We start from the raw sequence: 25,166 nt of genomic DNA, 5'->3' as shown, positions 1-25,166 counted from the left end.
TCAGCCGGCTTCACGCCCGGCACGTTGACGACCGGCACCACGCCGCCGACCACCGTCGGGAACTGGAACAGGCCTTCCTTGGCGAGTTCGTCGTCTTTCATCGGAGCATCGGAGCCCGCGAAATCGACGGTCTTCGCGACGATCTGCTTCACGCCGCCCGACGAACCGATACCTTGATAATTCACCTTGCCGCCGCCGGACTTCTGATAGGAGTCGGCCCATTTCGTGTAGATCGGTGCTGCGAAGGTGCTGCCCGCGCCGGTGATGTCTGCTGCTTGCGCTGCGATTGCGAAAAGCGCGCCAGCGACGCCAGCGAACACGGTTTGCATCAATTTCATGAGACCTCCAGGGTGTGAGCGGTGTGAGCGAGTAACACGAACACCGCGAAGCTTAGGGTCTCTTTGTGACAGTAACGTGACTGATCATGAATCACATGTGACAGTTCGATTACCGACTGAAAGGGTCGCTGGCGCGAACGAATCGACGGCCTGGCGAGCGGGGCCGTTACGTTCTTGAGATTAGGCGAAAAAGATGGGGCGCGAACGTTTGCGTGTGCACGTGAGAGCGCGTCCACAGGAATGGAATATGGTGGAAAAAGACCGCCGGGCTGGCGGATTCGGCGCGCTGCACCGGTTCGAAGTGAGGGTGAACAGGCAAGCGGCGGGACGACACCCTCTCGTCCCGCCGCTGCGCAAAAGAGACCGTGAAACAGCGCGCCTTACGTGGTGGCCTGCTTCACCGCGTCGGCAATCGCTTCCGAATAATGAACCGCGTCGTCGACGTTCTCCGCCTCGACCATCACGCGCAATACCGGCTCGGTGCCGGACGCCCGGATCAGCACGCGGCCGCGGCCGTTCAAGGCATCCTCCGCGTTGCCGATCGCGCGACGGATCGTGTCGCTGCCCTTCCAGTCCGCATCTGGCTTCATCCGCACGTTGATCAGCTTCTGCGGGAACAGCGTGACGCCGTTGAGCAACTCGGCGAGCGATTTGCCGCTGCGCTGCATCGCCGCCAGCACCAGCAGCGCGGAGACGATGCCGTCGCCGGTTGAATGGCGATCGAGCGAGAGGATATGGCCCGAGCCTTCGGCCCCGAGTTGCCAGCCGTGTTCGCGCAGCTGCTCGAGGACATAGCGGTCGCCCACCGCCGCGCGGACGAACTTCACGCCCACCTCCTGCAGCGCGACTTCAACCGCCATATTGGTCATCAAGGTACCGACCGCGCCGTCCACCTTGCCCGCGGTCGCGATGCGGTCCCTCACCAGCACGTACAGCAGCTCGTCGCCGTTGTACAGACGGCCGGCCGCGTCGACTACCTGCAGACGGTCGGCGTCGCCGTCGAGCGCAATGCCGAGATCCGCGTGATTCGCGCACACCGCGCGCACCAGCGCGTCGGGCGCGGTGGCGCCCACGCCGTCGTTGATATTGAAGCCGTTCGGCGCCACGCCGATCGGGATCACCTCGGCGCCGAGTTCGTGGAACACGTGCGGCGCGATGTCGTACGCGGCGCCGTGCGCGCAATCGACGACCAGCTTCATCCCGCGCAGGTCGAACGCAGCCGGGAACGTGCTCTTGCAGAACTCGATATAGCGGCCGGCCGCATCGTCGAGGCGCCGCGCCTTGCCGAGCTGCTCGGACGCCGCGCAGGCGAGCGGCAGATCGAGCTGCTCTTCGATCTGCGCTTCGACCTCGTCCGGCAGCTTATTGCCGTCGGCGGAGAAGAATTTGATGCCGTTGTCGTAGTACGGGTTGTGCGATGCGCTGATGACCACGCCCGCGGCAAGCCGCAGCGCGCGCGTCAGGTAGGCGATGCCGGGAGTCGGCATCGGGCCGGCCAGCATCACGTCCACGCCGGCCGCCGAAAAGCCCGACTCGAGAGCGGCTTCGAGCATGTAGCCCGACACCCGCGTGTCTTTACCGATCAGCACCGTGGGCCGGGCGCTCGATCTGGTCCGACGATCCGCGCCCGCGAGCACCTTGCCGGCCGCATAACCCAGCCGCAGCACAAACTCCGGCGTAATAGGCCCTTCACCGACCTTGCCCCGAATCCCGTCCGTTCCGAAGTAACGACGTGCCATGTTTTACTAGCTCCCTTGCTTTGGGTTCAATCGCGCGCGGCTGTGATACGCCGCGTCGCGCGTAGTTGCCCATATTTTCAACGAGTCTACCGTTTGCGCGACATCGTGCACCCGCAGAATCGCCGCGCCCCGTTCGGCCGCGCACACAGCCGCGGCGATGCTGCCGGCGACGCGCTCCGCGGGCGGACGCCCGACCACCGCGCCGACCATCGACTTGCGGGACATCCCCGCGAGAATCGGGTACGGCGGCACGGCCTGTGGCGCGGTGTCCGATAAATGCGCCAGCAACGCATAGTTGTGCTCGACCACCGCCTTGCCGAAGCCGAAACCCGGGTCGACGCTTATACGCTCGCGCGCAATTCCTGCTTGCTGCAGCGTGGCTACCCGCTCTTCGAGAAAATGGCGAACCTCGCTCACCACATCCTCATAGGCCGGCTCGCCGAGCTGCATGGTCTGCGGCTCGCCCAGCATATGCATCACACACAAACCACATGTGCTAGCGCGGACCGCGTCGATCGCGCCGGGCATCCGGAAGCCCCAGATGTCGTTGATCAGATCGGCGCCCGCACTCAATGCGTGACGCATCACCTCCGGCTTGTACGTATCCACCGACAACGGCACGTTCACCCCGCGCAGTTGCTCGATCAGTGGAATCACGCGCTCCAGTTCTTCGTCGAGCGGCACCGGCGGCGCCCCCGGCCGAGTCGATTCGCCGCCGATGTCGATGATGTCCGCACCTTCGGCGATCATGCGCTCGGCCTGGCGCAGCGCGTCGTCGCGCGTCGCGAATTTGCCGCCATCGGAAAACGAATCAGGCGTGATGTTCAGGATACCCATGACCAATGGGCGTTCAAAGGTCAGCTTGAAGCGGCCGCATTGAAGCGGCGCCGGGATGGCAAGAGAAGAGAGAGCGGCTTTCGACACGTAACGATGCTTCACATAACACGGATAAATGCAAACGGGCCGGTGTGAAGCACACCGGCCCGCACTTTCTACTGATCGCCTATCAGGCCGGCGCAGTCGCGCTGCCAGGCTTGACCTCGGTGCCCGGGCTGCCGCCCGACGAGGCGTCGCTTGCCGACGGCGGCGAGCTCTTCGGCGAACGCGGCGGACGGCCAGCCATGATGTCGTTGATCTGATCGGCGTCGATCGTTTCCCACTCCATCAGTGCGGCGGTCATCGCTTCGACCTTGTCGCGGTTTTCTTCAAGCAGACGCTTCGCGAGGTTGTATTGCTCGTCCAACACGCGGCGGATTTCCGCGTCGACCTTCTGCTGCGTCGCTTCCGAAATGGTGCGCGTGAAGCCACGGCCAAACGGCGTTGCGTCGTTTTCATCGTCGACGTAGACCATCGGCCCGAGCGCATCCGTCATGCCGAAGCGAGCCACCATTGCGCGAGCCGTTTGCGTCGCCTTGTTGAAGTCGTCCGACGCACCCGTGCTGATCAGGTTCAGGAACAACTCTTCGGCGACCCGGCCACCGAACAGGATCGCGAGACGATCCAGCAGATAGTCCTTCGAATACGTTTCGTTGTCGTGCTCCGGCAATTGCCACGTGACGCCCAGCGCACGGCCGCGCGGGATGATCGTGACCTTGTGCACCGGATCGGCCTTCGGCAGCAATTTCGCGATCACCGCATGGCCCGACTCATGGTACGCCGTGGCGCGCTTCGACTCTTCGCGAATCACGGCCGACTTGCGCTCCGGACCCATGAAGATCTTGTCCTTTGCGTCTTCGAAATCCGTCATTTCGACGATGCGCTTGCCGCGGCGAGCCGCGAACAACGCAGCTTCGTTGACCAGGTTCGCGAGATCGGCGCCCGAGAAACCCGGCGTGCCGCGTGCGATCACTGCCGCGTCGACGTCGTTCGAGATCGGCACCTTGCGCAGGTGAACCTTCATGATGTGTTCGCGGCCGCGGATGTCCGGCAGACCGACGTACACCTGGCGATCGAAGCGGCCCGGGCGCAGCAGCGCCTTGTCGAGCACGTCCGAACGGTTCGTTGCAGCGATCACGATCACACCCGAGTTCGCTTCGAAGCCGTCCATCTCGACCAGCATCTGATTCAGCGTCTGTTCACGTTCATCGTTACCGCCGCCCATACCGGCGCCGCGATGACGACCGACCGCGTCGATTTCGTCGATGAACACGATGCACGGTGCATGCTTCTTCGCCTGCTCGAACATATCGCGAACGCGAGCCGCGCCGACACCGACGAACATTTCGACGAAGTCCGACCCCGAGATGCTGAAGAACGGCACTTTCGCTTCGCCGGCGATAGCGCGTGCCAGCAACGTCTTACCTGTTCCCGGCGGCCCGACCAGCAACACGCCGCGCGGAATACGGCCACCCAGCTTCTGGAATTTCTGCGGATCGCGCAGGAAGTCGACCAGTTCGGACACTTCCTCCTTCGCTTCGTCGCAACCGGCGACGTCGGTGAAATTGATCGCGTTGTTGTTCTCGTCGATCAGGCGCGCGCGCGATTTGCCGAACGAGAACGCTCCGCCTTTGCCGCCTCCCTGCATCTGTCGCATCATGTAGAACCAGAAGCCGATGATCAGAATCGTCGGCCCAAGGTAGTACAGCGCGGAGACCAGCGCATTCGGTTCGTCGTCAGCCTTGCCGCTCACCTGTACGCCATACTTCATCAGATCGCCCACCATCCAGATGTCGCCGGGCGACACGATCTGGTATTTCTGGCCGTCTGCTGGAGTGACCGTGAGGTTCCGCCCCTGGACAATGACGTTCTTGACTTTGCCGTTCTTCGCGTCGTCCATGAACTGCGAATAGGACACGCCTTCCTGGACACGGGGCTTGTCGAACTGCTTGAACACCGTAAATAGCACCAGTGCGATGACCAACCACACTGCTGCCTTCGAAAACATATTGTTGTTCAAAGCACCACTCCTTCACTTAGTCGGGCGCCTACATTTGCCTTGCGGCACCACGAAAGCATTCTAATCCAGTCCGCAGACCCCTGCCATAACGTTTCACTACCACATAAATAGCGTAGCCGGCTATTAAAGCACCAATTTCCGGCGCCATGAACACTTTATCGGCAGATGCGGAACCGTCTTGCAGCGGCCCTACGCGGGGCGCTTGAGATGCTTACCCAAAATAAACGTTTCTGACGATTTATCCCGCGAAGCCTTAGGCTTACGGGCCGCCACCACCTTGAACTGACGCTTGAACTTTTCGACAATCTGGCTGTAGCCACTGCCGTGGAAACATTTGACTAAAAGGGCACCATCCGGTCTCAGGTGAGTTTGTGAGAATTCCAGCGCGAGATCGCATAAATGCTCGATTCGCGCGGCATCCGCCACCGCCACTCCCGACAGGTTGGGCGCCATATCAGAAATTACAAGGTCGACCTGGCGTTCTCCGACCAATTCTTCCAGTTGGCCCACCACCGAGTCCTCGCGGAAATCGCCTTGAATGAAGTGGACGTCGGCCACCGGTTCCATCGGAAGGATGTCCAACGCGATGATCGTACCGTCGATCCCGCCTTCGCGCTCGGCGTCACGCTGCGAACCCTTGGCGAGCTTGTTACGCGCGTACTGGCTCCAGCTGCCCGGCGTGGAGCCGAGGTCGACGATGACCTGCCCAGGACGGATCAGCTTGTCCTGCTCGTCGATCTCCTTGAGCTTATAGGCCGCGCGGGCGCGATAGCCCTCCCGCTGCGCCATTTTCACGTACGGGTCGTTGATGTGGTCATGCAGCCATGCGGTGTTGAACTTGTTTTTTGCCATTAATGATTGAACTCTTGCTGCGTGGTGTCGCGCTTTAGGGGATAATACGCGGTTAATTCGCGCGGCCACCGCCAAACTGACGGTCATCCGCGATTCTGTTGTTCTGACGCGCCGCCCTGTTGAATCACCCGATCGAGCAAATCGTTCGGGAACGCAGGTGCCGCCATTTTAGTCGAGTCTCCCACTTTCCATGCCAGCCCTCAAAGTCTCTTCCGACCAACGCGCCGAGTTGCGCTCCCAGGCACATGCGCTCAAACCGGTCGTGCTCGTCGGCGCCGAAGGCTTGACCGACGCTGTGCTCTCCGAGATCAAGGTCCACCTTGGCGCTCATCAGCTCATCAAGATTCGCGTGTTCGGCGACGATCGCGAAGGGCGCATCGCAATTTACGAACAGATCTGCGACACCCTGAATGCCGCGCCGATCCAGCACATCGGCAAGCTGCTGGTGATCTGGAAGCCGGAAGCGGCCCAACCGGGGGTGAAAACGAAGCGTGGCGCACTGCCGAGCGCCCGCGAAGCGGCCGTTGAAGCCAAGCCGGGCAAGGGCCGCGCACCGCGCGTCGTTAAGGTCGTGAAACCCAGCGAAATTCCGATGCGCAAGCCGAAGGCTAAAGCGGTCGTGGTGCGCGGCAATGAACGCGTCACGCAAGGCGGCAACATCAAGCGCGCGAAGAAGCGCCAAACCAGCGCAAAGCGCTCGCATCAATCGTCGAAGTAAGCGAATGACGGGGACGTGCGGCGAAGAAGTCCGCACCTTGGCAAAAGGCCGGCTTGAAACGAGAGGCTGAATGCCCGTGGAGGCGCTTAACCAAGTCGGCTGAAAGCGGAAAGGCGGGGGAAAAGAAAACAGAAGCCGTTCGACTCCAGCGCCTCAGCTCGCCATCTTCTCCGCGGCACCGCGAGCGCCGCGCTCCGTCGCCACAACATCGGACCCCGCAGGCAGCATCCACACGAGCCCGAGGCCCAGCAGGCTTTCGACCAGATAAAACAGACTCGACACGCCGTGCAAGATGCCGAAGCGCGTCGCATAGACCGAATGCCCGACATCGCTGCCCGCTTCGAGCGCGGCCACGCGCATTGCATTCATGAACGGCTGCAGCGCGAAGTAACCCACCAGCACGCACACCAGCATGCCGGCGATCAGCCAGCGCAACCGGCGATAAGCCTCGCTGCCGCGGCGAATCAGCAGGTTGGCCAGACCGAGCAGCAAAACGCCGCACACCACACCCAGGATGCCCTGCACGCGAAACAGCTGCGCCGCGACGGCACCCGCCGTCATCCGGTCGAGCGACGTGAATAGCACGGGCGCGACGGCATAGCCGATAGTCAGCAGACTACCGACCCACACCACCGTCAAAAGACGGAAAACCCGATGCGGCATTTGCGACACCTTGTCACCCTCAGATGTAGCTAACCGCGATGATCTCGTACTCGCGCACGCCGCCCGGTGCCTGCACCGATGCAACGTCGCCTTCCGACTTGCCGATCAAGGCGCGCGCGATCGGCGAGCTGATCGAGATCAGACCGTGGTCGATGTCGGCTTCGTCGTCGCCGACGATCTGATATTTGACCGACGCACCCGACTCCAGGTCTTCCAGTTCCAGCGTCGCGCCAAACACCACGCGACCGTCTGCATCCACCTTCGACGGGTCGATCACCTGCGCGCCGGCCAGCTTCGATTCGATCTCGGCAATCCGGCCTTCGATGAAGCCCTGTTTTTCCTTCGCCGCGTCGTATTCCGCGTTTTCCGACAGGTCGCCCTGCGCACGCGCTTCCGCGATCGAGTTGATCACGGCCGGACGTTCAACCGATTTCAGACGCTGCAATTCATCGCGCAACATGTCTGCGCCGCGCTTAGTCAATGGAATAGTGCTCATAAACAACTCTAGAGGCAAAAAACGGCCGTAAAAAAAATCACCGCGGTTAAGTGCATCCCGCAGGAACCAGCGCCACGGCGCATAACCCGGGCCCCAGCTCCTGCGGAACGCCGCTTAACCGCGGCACTTACATCTTGGACAGATATTCGAAGCCTTAGTTTAGGCGAGCGTGGAGCCCTTGTAAATCATAGACTTCCAGGTTCTTCAGATAACGCAGACCCTCCACCGCGGCCCGCGCGCCGGACATCGTCGTGTAGTACGTGACCTTGTTCGCCTGCGCGCTCATGCGAATCGAACGCGAATCGGCGATCGCTGCGCGCGTTTCGTCGACGGTCGTGAAGACCAGCGCGATCTCGCCGTTCTTGATCATGTCGACGATGTGTGGACGGCCATCCTTCACCTTGTTGACCACCTTCACCGGCACGCCGGCCGCTTCGATCGCGGCAGCCGTGCCCTTGGTCGCGACGATCGGATAGCCGAGTTCGTGCAGCATGCGCGCGACTTCGACGGCCTTCGGCTTGTCGGCGTCCATCACGGTCAACAGCACCGTGCCCGACTCCGGCAGGCGCGAACCCGCCGCGAGTTGCGACTTGAAGAGCGCCTCGCCGAAGGTCTGGCCCACGCCCATCACTTCACCGGTCGAACGCATTTCCGGTCCGAGCACCGGGTCGACCGCCGGGAACTTGACGAACGGGAACACTGCTTCCTTCACGCTGAAGTACGGCGGCTCGATTTCCCTCGTCACGCCTTGTTGCGCGAGCGTCTGGCCGACCATCGCGCGCGCCGCGATCTTCGCGAGCGGCAGGCTGGTCGCCTTCGACACGTACGGCACCGTGCGCGACGCGCGCGGATTCACTTCGAGCACGTAGATGACGTCTTCTTTCGAGCCGTCAGCCTGCGGAACCTGCTGAATCGCGAACTGCACGTTCATCAGACCCACCACGTTCAGCGCCTTCGCCATTGCGCCCGTCTGGCGCTTGAGCTCAGCCACGGTTTCCTTCGACAGCGAGTACGGCGGCAGCGAGCAGGCCGAGTCGCCCGAGTGCACGCCCGCCTGTTCGATGTGCTCCATCACGCCGCCGATAAACACGGCTTCGCCATCCGAGATGCAATCCACGTCGCACTCGATCGCGTCGTTCAGGAAGCGGTCGAGCAGCACCGGCGAATCGTTCGACACCTTCACGGCCTCGCGCATATAGCGCTCGAGGTCGCGCGGCTCGTGAACGATTTCCATCGCGCGGCCGCCGAGCACGTATGACGGACGCACCACCAGCGGGTAGCCGATCTCGTCGGCGAGCTTGAGCGCTTCGTCTTCGGCGCGCGCGGTGCGGTTCGGCGGCTGACGCAGGCCGAGGTTCTGCAGCAGCTTCTGGAAACGCTCACGGTCTTCGGCGGCGTCGATCATGTCCGGCGACGTGCCGACGATCGGCACACCGTTCGCTTCGAGATCGAGCGCAAGCTTCAGCGGCGTCTGACCGCCGTATTGCACGATCACGCCGACCGGCTTTTCCTTGTCGACGATTTCGAGCACGTCTTCGAGCGTCAGCGATTCGAAATACAGACGATCGGACGTGTCGTAGTCAGTCGAAACGGTTTCGGGGTTGCAGTTGACCATGATCGTCTCATAGCCGTCTTCGCGCATCGCGAGCGCGGCATGCACGCAGCAGTAGTCGAACTCGATGCCCTGGCCGATCCGGTTCGGGCCGCCGCCCAGCACCATGATCTTCTTGTTGCTGGTCGGGTTCGCCTCGCACTCTTCCTCGTACGTGGAGTACATGTACGCGGTTTTGGTGGCGAACTCGGCCGCGCAGGTGTCCACGCGCTTGTACACCGGGCGCACGTTCAACTCGATACGGCGCGCGCGTACGTCCGCCGGCTTCGCGCCGAGCAGTTTCGCGAGACGCCGGTCCGAGAAGCCGCTTTGCTTCAGATACTTCAACTCTTCCTTCGAGAGACTCGCGAGCGTGCGGCCGGCCAGCGCCTTTTCCTTCAGGATGATCTGTTCGATCTGCGCGAGGAACCACGGATCGATCGAGGTCTCTTCGAAGATCTCTGCGGCCGTCATGCCGACACGGAACGCGTCGCCGACGTACCAGATGCGGTCCGGACCGGCTTCGCCGATCTCGCGGATGATTTCGTCGCGGTTATCGGTCTTTTCGTCCAGACCGTCGACGCCGACTTCGAGACCGCGCAGCGCCTTCTGGAACGACTCCTGGAAGGTGCGGCCAATCGCCATCACTTCGCCGACCGACTTCATCTGCGTGGTCAGGCGCGAATCGGCTTCGCGGAATTTCTCGAACGCGAAACGCGGAATCTTGGTGACGACGTAGTCGATCGTCGGTTCGAACGATGCCGGGGTCTGGCCGCCGGTGATTTCGTTCTTCAGTTCGTCGAGCGTGTAGCCGACTGCCAGCTTGGCCGCGACCTTGGCGATCGGAAAGCCGGTCGCCTTCGACGCGAGCGCCGACGAGCGCGACACGCGCGGATTCATTTCGATCACGATCATCCGGCCGTCTTTCGGATTGATCGAGAACTGCACGTTCGAGCCGCCGGTATCGACGCCGATTTCGCGCAGCACCGCGAGCGACGCGTTACGCAGGATCTGGTATTCCTTGTCGGTCAGCGTTTGCGCCGGCGCGACGGTGATCGAGTCGCCGGTGTGGATGCCCATCGGGTCCAGGTTTTCGATCGAGCACACGATGATGCAGTTGTCCTTCGTATCGCGGACCACTTCCATCTCGTACTCTTTCCAGCCCAACAGCGACTCTTCGATCAGCAGCTCGCGCGTGGGCGACAGGTCGAGGCCGCGCTTGCAGATCTCTTCGAATTCGTCGCGGTTGTACGCGATGCCGCCGCCCGACCCGCCGAGCGTGAACGACGGACGGATCACAACCGGATAGCCGCCGCTGCCGGTTTCCCCGGCGATCTTCGCCTGCACCTGCAGCGCTTCTTCCATCGAATGCGCGGTGCCCGACTTGGCCGAGCCGAGGCCGATTTTGGTCATCGCGTCCTTGAACTTCTGGCGGTCTTCCGCCTTGTCGATCGCTTCCGGCGACGCACCGATCAGCTCGACCTTGTACTTCTCCAGCACGCCGTGCGCGTGCAGATCGAGCGCGCAGTTCAGCGCGGTCTGGCCGCCCATCGTCGGCAGGATCGCGTCCGGGCGCTCCTTCGCGATGATGCGCTCGACCACTTCCCACGTGATCGGCTCGATGTAGGTCACGTCGGCCGTGTTCGGGTCGGTCATGATCGTCGCCGGATTGCTGTTGACGAGAATGACCTTGTAGCCTTCCTCACGCAGCGCCTTGCATGCCTGCGCGCCCGAGTAGTCGAACTCGCACGCCTGGCCGATGATGATCGGACCCGCGCCGATGATGAGGATGCTCTTGATGTCTGTCCGCTTGGGCATAACGCTCTCGCTAATGTATTCCTGAATTCTTTCCGTCGGCGCGCGCCATGATTGCGTTGCGCGCGCTTTGCTTGGGCCGGTTCCGTGCGGCTCGCCTTCGGGCGCCCAGTCTGCCGGGTACGCCGATCGCGTGGCGAGTCGCATGCCGCCGGGCCGCCTTGGAGGCAAGCCCGCGGCACCGAGCCGCTGTGCCAGCCTTAAGCCGCTGCGCTCTTGCCGCTCTTCTGCGCGTCCATCAACGCGGTGAAGCGGTCGAACAGATAGGCGATGTCGTGCGGACCAGGCGACGCTTCCGGGTGCCCCTGGAAGCAGAACGCCGGCTTGTCGGTCAGCGCGAAGCCTTGCAGCGTGCCGTCGAACAGCGAAACGTGGGTGGCGCGGGCGTTGGCCGGCAACGTGTCGGCGTCGACCGCGAAGCCGTGGTTCTGCGACGTGATCACCACGCGGCCATCGTCCAGATCCTTCACCGGATGGTTCGCGCCGTGGTGGCCCGTCTTCATCTTCATGGTCCTGGCGCCAACCGCGAGGCCCATGATCTGGTGGCCGAGACAGATGCCGAAGGTCGGAATGCCGCGCTCGATCAGTTCTTTGGTCGCCGCGATAGCGTAGTCGCACGGTTCCGGATCGCCCGGGCCGTTCGACAGGAAGATGCCGTCCGGGTTGAGCGCCAGCGCATCGGCCGCGCTTGCCTGCGCCGGCAGCACGGTGACGTGGCAGCCGCGCTCGGCCAGCATGCGCAGGATGTTGTACTTCACGCCATAGTCGAACGCCACCACGCGGTACTTCGGCGCATTCTGCTCGCCGTAGCCGGTGCCCAGACGCCATTCGGTCTGGGTCCACTCGTAGGTTTCCTTCGTCGACACCACCTTCGCGAGGTCCATGCCCGAGAGGCCCGGGAACGAGCGTGCGAGTTCGATGGCCTTGGCTTCGTCGTCCGAGCCGGCCAGGATTGCGCCGTTCTGCGCGCCCTTGTCGCGCAGCACGCGGGTCAGCATGCGGGTGTCGAGGCCGGCGATGGCGACCACGCCTTCGTCCTGGAGGTATTGCGGGAGCGTAAGCTCCATGCGGAAGTTCGACGCGAGAACCGGCAGATCGCGAATGATCAGACCGGCGGCATGGACTTTCGTAGCTTCGACGTCTTCGGCGTTCACGCCGACGTTGCCGATATGCGGATACGTGAGGGTCACGATCTGACGCGCGTAGCTCGGGTCAGTCAGGATTTCCTGATAGCCGGTGATAGCGGTGTTGAACACGACTTCGCCGATGGTATGCCCGGGGGCGCCGATCGAGTAACCACGAAAGACCGTGCCGTCGGCGAGCGCGAGCAGAGCGGGAGAAAATGACGGCAACACGGGAGACTCCTTGGGGGAACACCCTGTTGCCGACCAGCCTATCCGACTGCGAGCCGCAGCGAAACACATCCACGGGATGCGCGCGCAGACTCGCTCGCGACCTGCTGTTGACGTTGCAAGGGACGCGCGACGTGTCCAATGTGCCCATTGTGTGGACGGATCGGCTGGGTGCGGGCCCTTCTTGCTTCGCCAATGGCGCGCGGCGGATGAACGGTATGGGAGAGGTAGGCGCTAGGGTGCGGGTTGATAAGCTCAAACCTTCAAATTATAGCCTGAAACCGCCCTTCCCTCCAAATCCGAGATAGCGCGCCGGCTTGGCAGGGCGGCCTTGCGGCGCGCTCCAAGCCTTGCTCGCGCTGCCTTCGGAGCCGGACGAAGAATTTGCGCGTGGCGATCCGGCCCTGCGCCCGCAAATCGGCGGCGGCGTGGGGGACCCGCCGCGCGCGGCGCTCAGGCCTCTTGCTCGGCGCGCACTTCGCCCGCGCGAGATGTCTTGCGGCTCGGCAACATGTACCAGATCGCGCTCAACACCTGCAGGGTCACCAGAATTCCCCACGCGCTCAGATGCGCGGCCGGCGGATAATGCCCGCCGCTCGCGGGCCAGTGGGACAACACCGCGCCAACGCCGATCTGGAAGCCGAATATCAGCAGGAAAATGATCAGCGTCAGCGTGGTGTTCACCCGGCCGATCATCTGTGCCGGAAAATGCCGGGCCATCACCGCGTAACTGAGAATGCCGGTCCCGCCGAAAATGCCATACGCCGCCCACAAGAGTCCCGCGGGCAGCGGCGCCCGGAACAAGATCAGTAACTGGGTCAGCACATACAACGCCATGCCGATTCCGCAAAACGCATATAGCGAGATGCCGCGCCGCTCCAGACTACGCGCCGCCGCGCCGAAACCGACGCAGCCGGCCATCATCGCGAAGCCGAGAATCGACACCAGCGCGGCCGCTTCGCGCGGCTCGAAACCCTGTACGTCGCGCAACCACGCGCCGACCCACAACGACTGCATCGCATAAAAAACACCTTGCGTCACGACTGAGAACGACGCGATTCTCCAGAACGCCGCACTGCGCAGAATCTGCAAAGTACCCTTGAACTGCCCGCCGAGGCTCGCCTGGCGGTGAGTTTCCTTCGTGTCGGGCGCGAGCATCCACTGCGCGAGCGCGACCACCACGGTCAGCAGACCCAGGCCGACGCAGACCGCGCGCCAGCTGGCGAAACCTAGCACCCACGTGAGCGGCGAGCCGACCATCACGCCGCCGAATCCGCCGATCGCCATCACGAGCCCGTTCATCAACGGCAGGCGCGCGCTCGCAAAGTGCTGCGCCAGCGCCTTGAATGCGGCGCCCAGGCACACCGACACGCCCACCCCGATCAGCAGGCGCCCGATCATCATCACACCGAGGCTCTGCGCGGCGCCGAACACCCAGATGCCCAGCGCGGCGAACAACAACGTGGCGGCCGTTATGCGCCGCGCGCCGAAGTGATCGAGCAACACGCCAGCGGGAATCTGCGCGCCCGCGAAACCGAGGAAATACAGGCTGGTCAGCAAGCCCAGATCGGCGGCCGACAAGCCGAGATCGTGCGTGATGAACGGCGCGAAGCCGAGGTTGACGCCGCGAAACACGTAGGAAACGAAATAGCCCGCGGAAAACAGCAAAAAGACGCGCAGTTGGGTCGACGACATAAGCTTTGCGTTAGGAGGCCGACGTGGCCAAAGCACAAAAGATAAAGGAAATACGTCCGTGTCGCCCGAAACGATCCGCACATGAAAAACGCCGTCACCACAGGTGACGGCGTTGAAAAAAACACGGTGCGTGATCGGAGCGCAATCCATGCGCTGCCCCCGCAGCGCAAGTGGTCACTACCGTGGGAGCCGCTATTGGTCTACTTACCCTTCTTCGCGCTAGCCGCGGTCTTTGGGCGGCTCTCTGCCGCAGCCTTCGACGCCTTGCTGGACGTGGAAGCCGACACTTTCGTCACCTTGCCCTTGCTGGCGCTCGATGCAGTCGGCTTGCTGACCTTCCCTACCGGCTCGGAGACTTTTACTACGGCCGACCGGCCACGACCGTTCTTTTTATCGTAGCGCGATTCGCTATGCGTGTCCGCGACGCGGGTGCCGATCTTCTCGACGCCGCCGCCTTGCACGTCGGTCGCGATCCGCTCGGGACCCGGCTCGCTCGGCACCGCCTTGCCGACCGGCACGTGCAGTACGATCACCTGGCCGCGCGAAACGTTGTCGCGATGCGTGTGGTTCCACGCCTTCAACTGGCCGACCGACACGCCGTAACGGACCGCGACGGCCGCCATCGTCTGATTGCGGCGCACGCGGATCAGCATCTTGCGGGTATCGGGGACGTCCGGCTCGATCGCCAGCACCGCGCTTTCGGCAACGTCGGCGCTGATGTCTTCGTCGTCGTCCGAACCGCGCGGCACCACGATCGTCGAGCCGGGCTTCAGACGCATGCCGACCGGAATCTTGTTCACTTCCATCAGCGTGTCGGCGTCGACGCCGATCTTCTGTGCGATCGCCGCCGGCGTCGCGCGTTGGTCGACCGTGTACGTGGTCCACGACGACAGCGAGCCGGAAAACGCTTTCAGATTGCGCTCGAACGCGCTGGCGTTGTCGAACGGCAGCAGGATCTGCGGCTGCGTCGCGCCGAGAATCACGGGCTTCCTGAACGACGGGTTCAACGAGCGGAATTCGTCGGTGGACAGATTCGCGAGCCTGGCGGCCATTTCCACGTCGATGTCGTGCGAGGTGGTCACCGTGACGAAATACGGATGGTTCGGGATCGACGGCAAGGTGAGCCCGTAGATTTGCGGGTTCATCACGATGTTCTTGACCGCCTGCAGCTTGGGCACGTAGTTGCGCGTCTCGTTCGGCATGCGCAGGCTCAGGTAGTCGGTGGGCAGACCCGCCGCTTCGTTGCGCGCGATCGCCCGCTGCACGTTGCCTTCACCCCAGTTGTACGCCGCCAGCGCCAACTGCCAGTCGCCGAACATGTCATGCAGACGCGACAGATAGTCGAGCGCGGCGCTGGTCGAGGCCAGCACATCGCGGCGCTCGTCCTGCCACATGTTCTGCTTGAGGTTGTAGGTGCGCCCGGTGCCCGGCATGAACTGCCACATGCCGGCGGCCTTCGCGACCGACAGCGCCTGCGGGCTATATGCGGACTCGATGAACGGCAGCAAGGCGAGCTCGGTCGGCATATGGCGCGCCTCGAGCTCCTCGACGATGTGATACAGGTACTTCTGCGAGCGTTCGGTCATGCGCTGCACGTAATCGGGACGCTGCGCGTACCAGCTGACCTGCATGTCGACGAGGTCGGTTTGCAGGTCCGGCATCTGGAATCCACGGCGAATACGGCCCCACAGATCGGCGTCCGCGCTGGTGAGCTGACTGACCGAACCCTGGTCTACGTTGATCGTTTCTTTGGCGGTGGCTGTCTTGCGAAGGGCGTCGGCTACGGCTTGCTGGGTGGCGGGATTGGTTGCGGTGGTGGAACTGCCCGTTGTCGGTCCTTGACTCGCGCAAGCGGCGAGTGTCAGGACCAATAACGCACTTAAGATAAATCGCATGAACGTCTCGGCTTCCACAAGGGCTGGAATTTGCAGCCGATAGTACGAAACGGCAACGTTTACGTCAATCGGAAAATGTGGAAAAAAATCAAGGAAATCTTGGGCTTGGCGAATTTTTCCGATTCTTCGCGTGAAGAGAGCTAATGCGGTCCGAATTAACGGAAGCGGTTCTTCCATTCGCGCATCAATGTAAAGGCTGTCAAGCGGTCGGATACCTTTTCGTGCAGCTGCTCCTGCAAGCTCGCCTGCACCGCCGGACTGGCTGCGCGCAGGAATGGATTCACCGCGCGTTCGTGCGCGATGGTGGTGGGCAGCGTGGGCACATGACGCGCCCGGAGCTCGCTCGCCTTGTCGCGCCAGGCTTGCAGTTCGGCGTTGTCCGGCTCGCAGGCGAGCGCGAAGCGGATATTCGACAACGTGTACTCGTGCGCGCAATGCACTTCGGTCGCACCGGGCAACGCGGCAAGCGCGTCCAGCGACGCGAGCATCTGCCGCGGCGTGCCTTCGAACAGCCGGCCGCAGCCGCACGCGAACAGCGTGTCGCCGCAAAAGACGTGCGGCGTGCCGCGCGGGTCGCCCGCCTGAAAATACGCGATGTGTCCGCTCGTGTGACCCGGTACGTCGAGCACGCTGAATTCGAGTGCGGGCACCGCAATCGTCACGTGATCGCCATTTTTGAGACGATGCGTGAGATGCTCGATCGCTTCACCGGCGGGGCCGTAGACCGGCACGGCCTGGCCGTTCAGCAGATCGGCCACCCCGCCGACGTGGTCTTGATGATGGTGCGTGAGTAAAATAGCGCTCAGCCGCCATCCGCGTTTTGCCAGATAGGCACGCACGGGGGCTGCCTCACCCGGATCGACGACCACCGCGTGGTGTCCGTCGGAAACGACCCAGATGTAATTGTCTTCAAACGCCGGGACCGGTACGTACTCGAGCGCATTCATAGGCGACGCATTCTTTGATATGACTGACCGAGCGATTATAGACTGGCCCGCCTGGACCGGCTCACCGCCTGGACGCTACGTGCTCGACTGGGAACAGACCCAGCTCGACCGCGTGGTGTCGGACGTGTTCGGCTATCATGCGCTGCAACTCGGCCTGCCGCAGCTCGATGCGTTGCGCGAAAACCGCATGCCGTGCCGGGGCCTCGTGCTCGATGCCGCCAGCGGAGCCAGCGCGCCCTACGAGTTTCCGCGCGGCGCGGCGCAAGGCGGCAATCGCAACGGGAGCGCCGGGCCGGGCCGCGGCGCAGCACAAAGCACCCCGGCGAGCCTGCCTGCGCCGGCCGGCCGCAGCGCGCTCTGGTGCGACCTGCTGGACCTGCCGTTCGAAGCGCAGAGCGTCGATCTGATCGTGATGCCGCACACGCTGGAATTCACGAGCGACCCGCACCGGCTGCTGCGCGAGGCCGAGCGCGTGCTGATGCCCGAAGGCCAGCTGATCATTCTCGGCTTCAACTCGCTGTCGCTTTGGGGTGCGCGGCAGTCGGTCGGCAAGATGACCGGTCGGCCGTTCGTACCCGCGGCGGTCGACCTGATCGCGTTCACGCGCCTGAAGGACTGGATCAAGCTGCTGGGCTTCGACCTTGAACGCGGACGCTTCGGCTGCTACCGTCCGCCGCTCGGCAGCGAGCAATGGCTCTCCCGCTATGGTTTCATGGAAGCCGCCGGCGACCGCTGGTGGCCGATTTTCGGCGCCACCTACATGATCAAGGCGATCAAGCGGGTGCGCGGCATGCGCCTCGTCGGTCCGCTGAAAGTGAAGAAACCCGTGCTCGCCCCGGGCCTCGCGCCCGCCGCCACCCCGAACACTCGCAACCACACTCAATGACTCCCGATCTCATCGACATTTATACCGACGGCGCCTGCAAGGGCAATCCCGGCCCCGGCGGCTGGGGCGCGCTGCTGCGCTTCGGCGACCAGGAAAAAGAACTGTTCGGCGGCGAAGCCAACACGACCAACAATCGCATGGAGCTGATGGGCGTGATCGCCGCGCTCGAGGCACTGAAGCGCCCCTGCAAGGCGGTCGTGCACACCGACTCGCAGTACGTGCAGAAAGGCATCAGCGAGTGGATTCACGGCTGGAAGACGAAAGGCTGGATCACCGCCGCCAAACAGCCGGTGAAGAACGCCGACCTGTGGAAGCGGCTCGACGCGCTCGTCGCGCAGCACGAAATCGAATGGCGCTGGGTGCGCGGGCACAACGGGCATCCGGAAAACGAGCGCGCCGATCAGTTAGCCAACCGGGGCGTCGCATCGCTCGCGCAAGTCTGAGGGCCGCCGCATTGCGCGCGGCACGCGCTGCGCGCCGGTCCCGCGTCGTTTCCGCGCTGTTCTTTTCGCTGCAATTCTCTGAGGCAAGCTAACACCCCATGCGTCAACTCATCCTCGATACCGAAACCACCGGCCTGAATGCCCGTACCGGCGACCGGATTCTCGAACTCGGCTGTGTCGAGCTGGTGAACCGCCGGCTCACTGGCAACAACCTGCACTTCTACATCAACCCGGAACGCGATAGCGATCCGGGCGCGCTGGCCGTGCACGGCTTGACCACGGAATTTCTCAGCGACAAGCCGAAGTTCGGCGAAATCGCCGACCAGTTTCGCGACTTCATCCAGGGCGCGGACCTGATCATTCACAACGCGCCGTTCGATATCGGCTTTCTCGACGCCGAGTTCGCCTTACTGGGCTTGCCGCCGGTGAGCAGCCATTGCGGCGAGATCATCGACACGCTCGCGCGCGCGAAACAAATGTTCCCGGGCAAGCGCAATTCGCTCGATGCGCTGTGCGACCGCTTCGGCATCAGCAACGCGCACCGCACGCTGCACGGCGCGCTGCTCGACTCGGAACTGCTCGCCGAAGTCTACCTGGCGATGACGCGCGGCCAGGAAAGCCTCGTCATCGACATGCTCGGCGAATCGCATGCGCGTGGCCACGCGCACGCGCCGCGCGTCGCGCTCGACTCGCTGGATCTGATCGTGATCGCCGCGTCCGACGACGAAGTCGCCGCGCACGAGGCCCTGCTCGACGGCCTCGACAAGGCGATCAAAGGCACCAGTGTATGGCGCGTCGCCCCAGCGACGACCGCGGATGAGCAAGCTACTTAAAAATGACTAGACGAGCCCGAAAATCCCTGACATAATTCGGCTCTCTTCGGGTGGTTAGCTCAGCGGTAGAGCACTGCCTTCACACGGCAGGGGTCACTGGTTCGATCCCAGTACTACCCACCAGAATTTGGTGTGTCGATCACCGAAGATTAAAGGGCTTACGCAGCAATGCGTAAGCCCTTTTCCGTTTTGGTTTCGTTTTTGGGTTTGATTGCGAGCGCCAGGCACGGCTGCTATAGTCGCCTCTCTGGGCATTCGCTCCGGCCATCTTCTCCACTCACTCGACCACAGGGAGGCGTCACATGTTCGCAGTGCATACCGCTCTCCCTCGCATGGTCCCGCGACCGCGGGCCCGACCTTAAAGTCGTCAGGTTGTCGCTCAGGCGGACCCTGCTCTCACGAGCGTGCCGCCCAAATCCACGACAGTCCGTAGTCCCATTGCCGGCCGTATTCCGGCACGCTTCGACTGTCTCGTCCTTTCGCTTCTGACCGGAACCTCGGTGCGCTCACGCGTAGCCGGGTCGCCGCAAATGGCTAACAAAAAACTCGACTTTCGCGGACAGGCCTTCAGGGATGTCCTCGGCTTCACCTTCCGTCACTGGGCGCAACAGCCGTGGCGGATCGTCGCCATCGCTGCCCTGGCGCTGTGCTCGGCCCTCGCGGACGTGCTCACGCCGATGTTCGCCGGCCGCCTCGTCGATGCGATCGCATCCGGCCCGGCCGCCGATCACACCGCGTGGCAGGCGGCGCTCACGGCGTTCTGCGTGCTGGCCGCGCTCGGCCTCGGCGCCACGCTGCTTCGCCAGGGCGTGTACTTCAACATCATCAGGCTCACGCTGAAGATGATGAGCAAGATCGCGGCGAATGCGTTTCATCGCGTGCAGCGCTTTTCGACCGACTGGCACGCCAACAGCTTTGCCGGCTCCACGGTGCGCAAGATCACGCGCGGGATGTGGGCGCTCGATCTGCTCAACGACACACTGCTGATCGCGCTGCTGCCGTCGCTGGCGATGCTGACCGGCGCGACAGCGCTGCTCGGCTGGCGCTGGCCGATGATGGGCGCGGTGGTCGGCGTCGGCTCGGTGCTGTACATCGCCGTGACCGTGACCATCTCGCTCGGCTTTGTCGCGCCGGCCGCGCGCCTTGCGAACGCATGGGACACGCGCATGGGCGGCGCGCTCGCCGACGCGGTCAGCTGCAACGGCGTGGTGAAGGCCTTCGGCGCCGAGGAACGCGAGGAAACGCTGCTCGAGCGCGTGATCGGCAAGTGGGCGCACCGCACGCGCCGCACGTGGGTGCGCGGCACCGTCAACGGCGGCGTGCAAGGCGGCATGCTGGTGGCGATCCAGGCCGCCATTCTCGGCGTGGCGCTGGCGCTATGGGCGCGCGGCCAGGCGAGCGTCGGCGACATCACCTTCGCGCTGACGATGTTCTTCATGTTGCAGGGCTATCTGCGCGATGTCGGCATGCACATCCGCAATCTGCAACGCTCGGTCAACGACATGGAGGAACTGGTGTCGCTGGAGGCGCAGCCGCTCGGTATCGAGGATCATCCCGGCGCGGGCCCGATCGCTATCGGCCAGGGCGAAATCCGTTTCGAGCACGTCACGTTCCACTATGGCGGGCACGACCGGCCGCTCTACGACAACTTCTCCCTGCGCATCGCGCCGGGAGAGCGCGTCGGGCTGGTCGGGCATTCGGGTTCGGGCAAGACGACCTTCATCAAGCTGATCCAGCGTCTCTACGACGTTTCGGGCGGCCGGATCACCATCGACGGCCAGGACATCGCGCAGGTGCGGCAAGCGTCCTTGCGCAGCCAGATCGCCATCGTTCAGCAGGAGCCGGTGCTGTTTCACCGCTCTTTGGCCGAGAACATCGCCTATGCGCGGCCGGGTGCGAGCCGCGCCGAGATCGAGCGCGCTGCGCGGCTCGCGAGCGCGCACGGCTTCATTGCGGCGCTGCCCAACGGGTATGACACCCTGGTGGGCGAACGCGGCGTCAAGCTCTCGGGCGGCGAGCGTCAGCGGGTAGCGATCGCGCGGGCATTCCTTGCCGACGCCCCGATCCTGATTCTGGACGAAGCCACGTCGAGCCTCGACAGCGAAAGCGAAGTGCTGATCCAGCAAGCGATGGAGCGGCTGATGGTGGGACGCACGACCCTGGTGGTGGCGCACCGTCTGTCCACCGTGCGCGCGCTGGACCGATTGCTGGTGCTGGACAAGGGCAAGGTGATCGAGGAAGGCAGCCACGACGCGCTGATCCGGCGCGAGAACGGCCTGTATCGGCGCCTGTTCGAGCGTCAGGCGCTGGAGTTGATCAAGGGCTTCGGCGAGCAGCCGGAGTTGCTGCGCGAAAGCACCGGCAGCAAGGCGGATCGCGTGGACGACGCGAGCTTGCTGCTGGGAAAATAAAGCGCAGCGAACGTGTTGGATGTCAGGTGGAGCGCCGCTTGAACGCGCGCTCTGCCGGCGTTGCGCGCGCTCGTTGCGCCTTTCCTGCCGGCGCGCGTCACACGCACGGAACCGTGAGCGTCCTCAGGAACTTCGCTTTGACCGCCCGAGGCGTCCAACTACACCACGCCGGCCGGCAACCCGATGCCACGCGCCATACCCGTCGCCGCGAACACCATCAGCACGAGCAACACAGTCTGGATCACGCTATAGCGCGCATATGAACGCGCCTTTTTCAGATTCGGCACGACGCCCTTGCGAATCGACGCGCGCCAGCGCATCAGCTCGAGCATGGTTGGGACTTCGAGGATCAGAATCAACACGAGCAGCGTCATCTTGACGTGAAAGAACGGCTCGTGGAGGTAGTAGTCGGCGCCCTTCTCATAACCGCCGAAGACGCGCATCAAGCCGGTGACGATCAACACCAGTGCGGAAATGCCCCACCCGGTATCCGCGCGAAACACGGAGCGCAGCGCGGCGGGCACGGACGCGCGGCGCAGCGCCCACGTGCGCCGCAGAATCGACGCGAGCGCAAAACCGTAAGCGAGCAGATGAAGGGCGGCAAGCAACCAGCGAACCAGCATAGCGACTCCTGCGAAAGACGCGACACGATCGACGTAGGTCCCACTCGCCCGCGTTCAATGGCCGCGCGTCATGACTTCATTATCGGGTAAGGCTCGAGATACGACGTGTTCAACGGCCACGCGGTGTGGTCGAATGCACAAAGCTTGCGGCTTCAGACTTGCCGCAGCGTTGTGTCAAGTGCGCGGGCGGCAACCCGGTCGCCTTCGGTCGTCAGGGTCGCGCTGAATACGGTTTGCCGGTTGTGGCCCGCCGCAGCCGGCGAATCCCACAGCAACTCGACTTTCGGACGGCGGCCCAACACGCCGTGTACGAGCGCTGGCGCCGCGCCCGATCCCATCGGCAAAGCCGGGGCCCCGTGCTCGCCCGCCGCACCGAAGGCGATCGCGGGAGTGGGCGCCGGCGTGGCGCGGACATCCTGCCCGGCCGCCCAGCGCACCGACAATTCACGCGCATCGTATTGGCCGACCTTGCGGCGCTCGGCCCATACGATCACGGTGCGCGTGGCCGGATCGAGCGCCACCGCATAGCGGCCGATCGCAAAACGCCGCGCGGCGATGTTGGTTCGCCACAGCGGACGCGGCCGGCAGATCCACATGACGGCCGCGTACAGGGCCGGCGCGGCCAGCAGCCAGCCATTGGTAGCCGCCACGGCCTGCGCGGCGCGCCGCCAACCGGCGCTCGCCACAAACGCGCCGACTGACCAGAGCGCAAACACCAGACCGAGAAACGCAAACAGACGCAGCGCCTGCCGCAGCCATTGCGGCAGCGGATGAAATGGGCGCTCGGCCACGGCGCGCGCGCCGGGCAGGAAAATCAGCAGGAACAGGAATACCAGGTTGATGCACGCCCACGGCGAGGACACCATCGCCGAGAGCGCGGCGCCCAGGTCCATCTGTGCCATCGAGAAAAGCCAGCGAGCGACCAGCACGAGACCGATGGCGCGCAACGCGAAAATCGTTCCGGCGCCAGGCGCGGCGTTCGCACGCGTCTCTTTCGTTCTCGCCAAGGCATCCTCCTGTCGTCGGCGGCGCCGCAGCCAAATTTGCGGCACGGCCATTATAGGGATATTACCGAGAGTGGCCGATTCTTGACTGGCGGAATTCCACACTTTCGGCCACGCTGCGCAAAAAACGCGGCGCGCAAGCAACAACGCCCCGTGAGCGGAGGCTCACGGGGCGTTGCTGGCGGCGCTAGCCGGCGCCCGAAAGCGCCCTTTCAGCCGGCTTGTCTGCCCGACCCTTGCAATCAGAGGCCAATCAGCTCGCGTTGACTTCGCGCAGCACCGTGCGGTGCTTCTGACGCAGCAGTTCTTCGTAGGTGGCGACGTAGTTCTTCGCCATGACCTTCGACGAGAAGCGCGACTCGAACGCCTTACGCACGTTGGCGCGCGGCAGCGTGTGCAGACGCTTCACAGCGGCAACCGCGCTGATTTCGTCTTCGACGACGAAGCCCGACACGCCGTTTTCGATCACTTCCGGCACCGAACCGCGATTGAACGCGATCACCGGCGTACCGCAAGCCATCGCCTCGATCATCACCAGACCGAAGGGCTCCGGCCAGTCGATCGGGAACAGCAGCGCGTGCGCGTTGCCGAGGAACTCGGTCTTTTCGGCCTCGCTGATTTCGCCGATGTATTCGACATGCGGCAGCGACATCAGCGGCTTGATGACTTCCTCGTAGTACGCGCGGTCAGCCTTGTCGAGCTTGGCGGCGACCTTGATCTTCATGCCGGCTTGCTGGGCGATGCGAATCGCGGTGTCCAGACGCTTTTCCGGCGAAATGCGGCCGAGGAAGGCGAGATAGCCCGGCTCGACATCCTTGATCGGCGTGAGCAGGTTTTCCGGCAGACCGTGATAAACGGTTTGCAGGAAGTTCGCCTGCGGCAGCGGAATGCGCTGGTTGTCCGAAATCGACACAACCGGCACGTCGCTGAACGTCTTGAAGATCGGCTGCAGTTCCGGCAGATCGAGACGGCCGTGCAGCGTCGTCACGAAGGGCACCGGCTGGCGCGCGAACAGCGAGAACGGGTAGTAGTCGATGTGGAAATGCAGCACGTCGAACTCGTCCGCGCGGCGGCGCACTTCTTCGAGCAGCAGCATGTGCGGCGCCATCACGTCGCGGATCGTCGGGTCCAGACGCAACGCCTGCGGCCAGAATGCTTCGAGTTTGGCGGAGGTCTGCGAATCGCCGCTCGCGAAGAGTGTGACGTCGTGGCCTTGTTCGACCAGCGCTTCGGTCAGATAGGACACCACGCGTTCCGTACCACCATACAGCTTGGGAGGAACCGCCTCGTGCAACGGAGCGATTTGAGCGATTCGCATAATGAAGAACTCCTAGTAAAAAATCAGGCAAAAGTACTGCGTTGGGTAAAAGCGACTCGCTTTGCTCGCCAGGGCAGTCTGGCCGGACATGCCGGCGCGGGCCTGATTCTTTCGAGAAATCCTGCGATGGATCGCTTGGGGTATGAGCCCAGACTGTTGTTCGCCGCCTGCGCATGTGCGAGTAAACGCATATGCAACATCTGCGTTGACAACTGTCAAATATTTCCGCGGGCCTATGCAAGGCATGCATTATCGGTGCCGGCGTGCTCGCTGCACCACAACATTTCAAAGTCTTTACGTTGTTACAAACGCGAAACACTTTGCAAACCCTTGTTTTATAAGCTAGTTCTACAGTGGAAACTGGCTTGCAGCGGTGGCCGTCAAACTGACATCTGTAAGCTCGCGCGTCAACTTTGCCGGCAAGCGTTGAAGAATTGCCGCAGTGCGGTTGAATGCAATCTGTAATTATATCCCGAAATTATCCGCGTCCTGCGTGAACCACTTGCCCGAGGGCGGGTCGAGCAAGTGAAGGTCGCGGAGGTCTATCGCGAAATCAGTCGCGTCAACGTCCGGATACACAGGGCGCAATCGCTTTTGCATGTTTACAATGCGAAGCATCGGCTTCGCGGCGAACCCATGTTGCATGGGCCC

Annotated in this window: 20 protein-coding genes and 1 tRNA gene; 6 read left to right on the top strand and 15 right to left on the bottom strand. The window is 63.3% G+C overall.

The window, feature by feature from the left end; genetic code table 11:
- The 5 genes from PQR02_RS05080 to PQR02_RS05060 form a co-directional block, all read right to left on the bottom strand.
- On the bottom strand, window positions 1-338 hold a 338-nt coding region (locus PQR02_RS05080), incomplete at its 3' end, for a substrate-binding domain-containing protein (RefSeq protein ID WP_408226375.1).
- A gap of 380 nt (window positions 339-718) precedes the next feature.
- Entirely contained in the window at window positions 719-2,077 is a 1,359-nt protein-coding gene (glmM, locus tag PQR02_RS05075) for a phosphoglucosamine mutase (protein ID WP_408226372.1), read from the bottom strand.
- A gap of 6 nt (window positions 2,078-2,083) precedes the next feature.
- Window positions 2,084-3,001 carry a dihydropteroate synthase gene (gene folP / locus PQR02_RS05070; RefSeq protein ID WP_408226369.1) on the bottom strand — a complete coding sequence of 306 codons (918 nt, stop codon included), beginning with the start codon at window positions 2,999-3,001 and terminating at the stop codon, window positions 2,084-2,086.
- Window positions 3,002-3,083: 82 nt separating this feature from the next.
- Entirely contained in the window at window positions 3,084-4,973 is a 1,890-nt protein-coding gene (gene ftsH, locus PQR02_RS05065) for an ATP-dependent zinc metalloprotease FtsH (RefSeq protein ID WP_027804124.1), read from the bottom strand.
- Between the two features lie 189 nt (window positions 4,974-5,162).
- Window positions 5,163-5,825, bottom strand: coding sequence for an RlmE family RNA methyltransferase (locus PQR02_RS05060; RefSeq protein ID WP_408226387.1), 663 nt, complete (start codon window positions 5,823-5,825; stop codon window positions 5,163-5,165).
- Between the two features lie 190 nt (window positions 5,826-6,015).
- Here PQR02_RS05060 and PQR02_RS05055 point away from each other — a divergent pair, with 190 nt between their 5' ends.
- On the top strand, window positions 6,016-6,543 hold the full coding sequence (locus PQR02_RS05055; protein WP_408226365.1) for a YhbY family RNA-binding protein: 528 nt from the start codon (window positions 6,016-6,018) through the stop codon (window positions 6,541-6,543).
- 153 nt (window positions 6,544-6,696) lie between these two features.
- On the opposite strand, the gene PQR02_RS05050 is transcribed toward PQR02_RS05055, so the two are convergent.
- From PQR02_RS05050 to gloB, 7 genes are all read right to left on the bottom strand, one after another.
- A complete protein-coding gene (locus PQR02_RS05050) occupies window positions 6,697-7,206 on the bottom strand; it encodes a DUF4149 domain-containing protein (RefSeq protein WP_408226362.1) in 510 nt (169 codons plus the stop codon).
- Between the two features lie 19 nt (window positions 7,207-7,225).
- Window positions 7,226-7,702 carry a transcription elongation factor GreA gene (gene greA, locus PQR02_RS05045; RefSeq protein WP_408226359.1) on the bottom strand — a complete coding sequence of 159 codons (477 nt, stop codon included), beginning with the start codon at window positions 7,700-7,702 and terminating at the stop codon, window positions 7,226-7,228.
- 154 nt (window positions 7,703-7,856) lie between these two features.
- The gene (gene carB / locus PQR02_RS05040; protein WP_408226356.1) at window positions 7,857-11,111 is read right to left on the bottom strand and encodes a carbamoyl-phosphate synthase large subunit; all 3,255 of its coding nucleotides are present in this window, start codon (window positions 11,109-11,111) and stop codon (window positions 7,857-7,859) included.
- Window positions 11,112-11,308: 197 nt separating this feature from the next.
- Window positions 11,309-12,463, bottom strand: a complete 1,155-nt coding sequence (gene carA / locus PQR02_RS05035) for a glutamine-hydrolyzing carbamoyl-phosphate synthase small subunit (protein ID WP_408226353.1) — start codon at window positions 12,461-12,463, stop codon at window positions 11,309-11,311.
- A gap of 450 nt (window positions 12,464-12,913) precedes the next feature.
- The gene (locus tag PQR02_RS05030) at window positions 12,914-14,155 is read right to left on the bottom strand and encodes an MFS transporter (RefSeq protein WP_408226350.1); all 1,242 of its coding nucleotides are present in this window, start codon (window positions 14,153-14,155) and stop codon (window positions 12,914-12,916) included.
- 200 nt (window positions 14,156-14,355) lie between these two features.
- Window positions 14,356-16,050, bottom strand: coding sequence for a transglycosylase SLT domain-containing protein (locus tag PQR02_RS05025; RefSeq protein WP_408226347.1), 1,695 nt, complete (start codon window positions 16,048-16,050; stop codon window positions 14,356-14,358).
- A 155-nt stretch (window positions 16,051-16,205) separates the two neighbouring features.
- Window positions 16,206-16,997, bottom strand: coding sequence for a hydroxyacylglutathione hydrolase (gene gloB, locus PQR02_RS05020; protein ID WP_408226344.1), 792 nt, complete (start codon window positions 16,995-16,997; stop codon window positions 16,206-16,208).
- A 19-nt stretch (window positions 16,998-17,016) separates the two neighbouring features.
- On the opposite strand from gloB, the gene PQR02_RS05015 reads away from it, so the two are divergent.
- The 5 genes from PQR02_RS05015 to PQR02_RS04995 all read left to right on the top strand — a co-directional run bounded on the left by PQR02_RS05015 (window position 17,017) and on the right by PQR02_RS04995 (window position 21,570).
- Window positions 17,017-17,883 carry a class I SAM-dependent methyltransferase gene (locus PQR02_RS05015; protein ID WP_408226341.1) on the top strand — a complete coding sequence of 289 codons (867 nt, stop codon included), beginning with the start codon at window positions 17,017-17,019 and terminating at the stop codon, window positions 17,881-17,883.
- Window positions 17,880-18,326, top strand: a complete 447-nt coding sequence (gene rnhA, locus PQR02_RS05010) for a ribonuclease HI (protein WP_408226338.1) — start codon at window positions 17,880-17,882, stop codon at window positions 18,324-18,326. The genes PQR02_RS05015 and rnhA overlap by 4 nt, the downstream gene beginning before the upstream one ends.
- Window positions 18,327-18,424: 98 nt before the next feature.
- Window positions 18,425-19,159 (top strand): DNA polymerase III subunit epsilon, encoded by a 735-nt coding sequence (gene dnaQ / locus PQR02_RS05005; RefSeq protein ID WP_408226335.1) that lies wholly within the window; start codon window positions 18,425-18,427, stop codon window positions 19,157-19,159.
- Window positions 19,160-19,207: 48 nt separating this feature from the next.
- A tRNA-Val gene (locus PQR02_RS05000) sits at window positions 19,208-19,282 on the top strand.
- 407 nt (window positions 19,283-19,689) lie between these two features.
- Window positions 19,690-21,570, top strand: a complete 1,881-nt coding sequence (locus PQR02_RS04995) for an ABC transporter ATP-binding protein (RefSeq protein WP_408226332.1) — start codon at window positions 19,690-19,692, stop codon at window positions 21,568-21,570.
- A 158-nt stretch (window positions 21,571-21,728) separates the two neighbouring features.
- Here the strand turns inward: PQR02_RS04995 and PQR02_RS04990 are convergent, their stop codons facing one another.
- From PQR02_RS04990 to PQR02_RS04980, 3 genes are all read right to left on the bottom strand, one after another.
- Window positions 21,729-22,193: a DUF2214 family protein gene (locus PQR02_RS04990; protein WP_408226329.1), complete on the bottom strand. Its 465-nt coding sequence runs from the start codon at window positions 22,191-22,193 to the stop codon at window positions 21,729-21,731.
- Between the two features lie 152 nt (window positions 22,194-22,345).
- Window positions 22,346-23,200, bottom strand: a complete 855-nt coding sequence (locus PQR02_RS04985) for a hypothetical protein (RefSeq protein ID WP_408226326.1) — start codon at window positions 23,198-23,200, stop codon at window positions 22,346-22,348.
- A gap of 250 nt (window positions 23,201-23,450) precedes the next feature.
- Window positions 23,451-24,515 carry a glycosyltransferase family 4 protein gene (locus tag PQR02_RS04980; RefSeq protein ID WP_408226323.1) on the bottom strand — a complete coding sequence of 355 codons (1,065 nt, stop codon included), beginning with the start codon at window positions 24,513-24,515 and terminating at the stop codon, window positions 23,451-23,453.
- Window positions 24,516-25,166: the final 651 nt, after the last annotated feature.

It is taken from the genome of Paraburkholderia sediminicola (assembly GCF_046026895.1).
GTDB classification, from domain to species: Bacteria; Pseudomonadota; Gammaproteobacteria; order Burkholderiales; family Burkholderiaceae; genus Paraburkholderia; species Paraburkholderia sediminicola_C.
Note: the sequence above shows the minus strand (reverse complement) of the source record. Positions and strands in the feature narration are given on the sequence as shown.

Coding starts and splice junctions, on each gene's coding strand:
- PQR02_RS05025 (WP_408226347.1), bottom strand. CDS start 16,050: ATGCGATTTATCTTAAGTGCGTTATTGGTCCTGACACTCGCCGCTTGC.
- PQR02_RS05015 (WP_408226341.1), top strand. CDS start 17,017: ATGACTGACCGAGCGATTATAGACTGGCCCGCCTGGACCGGCTCACCG.
- rnhA (WP_408226338.1), top strand. CDS start 17,880: ATGACTCCCGATCTCATCGACATTTATACCGACGGCGCCTGCAAGGGC.
- PQR02_RS05055 (WP_408226365.1), top strand. CDS start 6,016: ATGCCAGCCCTCAAAGTCTCTTCCGACCAACGCGCCGAGTTGCGCTCC.
- PQR02_RS05060 (WP_408226387.1), bottom strand. CDS start 5,825: ATGGCAAAAAACAAGTTCAACACCGCATGGCTGCATGACCACATCAAC.
- carB (WP_408226356.1), bottom strand. CDS start 11,111: ATGCCCAAGCGGACAGACATCAAGAGCATCCTCATCATCGGCGCGGGT.
- PQR02_RS05030 (WP_408226350.1), bottom strand. CDS start 14,155: ATGTCGTCGACCCAACTGCGCGTCTTTTTGCTGTTTTCCGCGGGCTAT.
- gloB (WP_408226344.1), bottom strand. CDS start 16,997: ATGAATGCGCTCGAGTACGTACCGGTCCCGGCGTTTGAAGACAATTAC.
- greA (WP_408226359.1), bottom strand. CDS start 7,702: ATGAGCACTATTCCATTGACTAAGCGCGGCGCAGACATGTTGCGCGAT.
- PQR02_RS04990 (WP_408226329.1), bottom strand. CDS start 22,193: ATGCTGGTTCGCTGGTTGCTTGCCGCCCTTCATCTGCTCGCTTACGGT.
- glmM (WP_408226372.1), bottom strand. CDS start 2,077: ATGGCACGTCGTTACTTCGGAACGGACGGGATTCGGGGCAAGGTCGGT.
- PQR02_RS05050 (WP_408226362.1), bottom strand. CDS start 7,206: ATGCCGCATCGGGTTTTCCGTCTTTTGACGGTGGTGTGGGTCGGTAGT.
- PQR02_RS04995 (WP_408226332.1), top strand. CDS start 19,690: ATGGCTAACAAAAAACTCGACTTTCGCGGACAGGCCTTCAGGGATGTC.
- dnaQ (WP_408226335.1), top strand. CDS start 18,425: ATGCGTCAACTCATCCTCGATACCGAAACCACCGGCCTGAATGCCCGT.
- PQR02_RS04980 (WP_408226323.1), bottom strand. CDS start 24,515: ATGCGAATCGCTCAAATCGCTCCGTTGCACGAGGCGGTTCCTCCCAAG.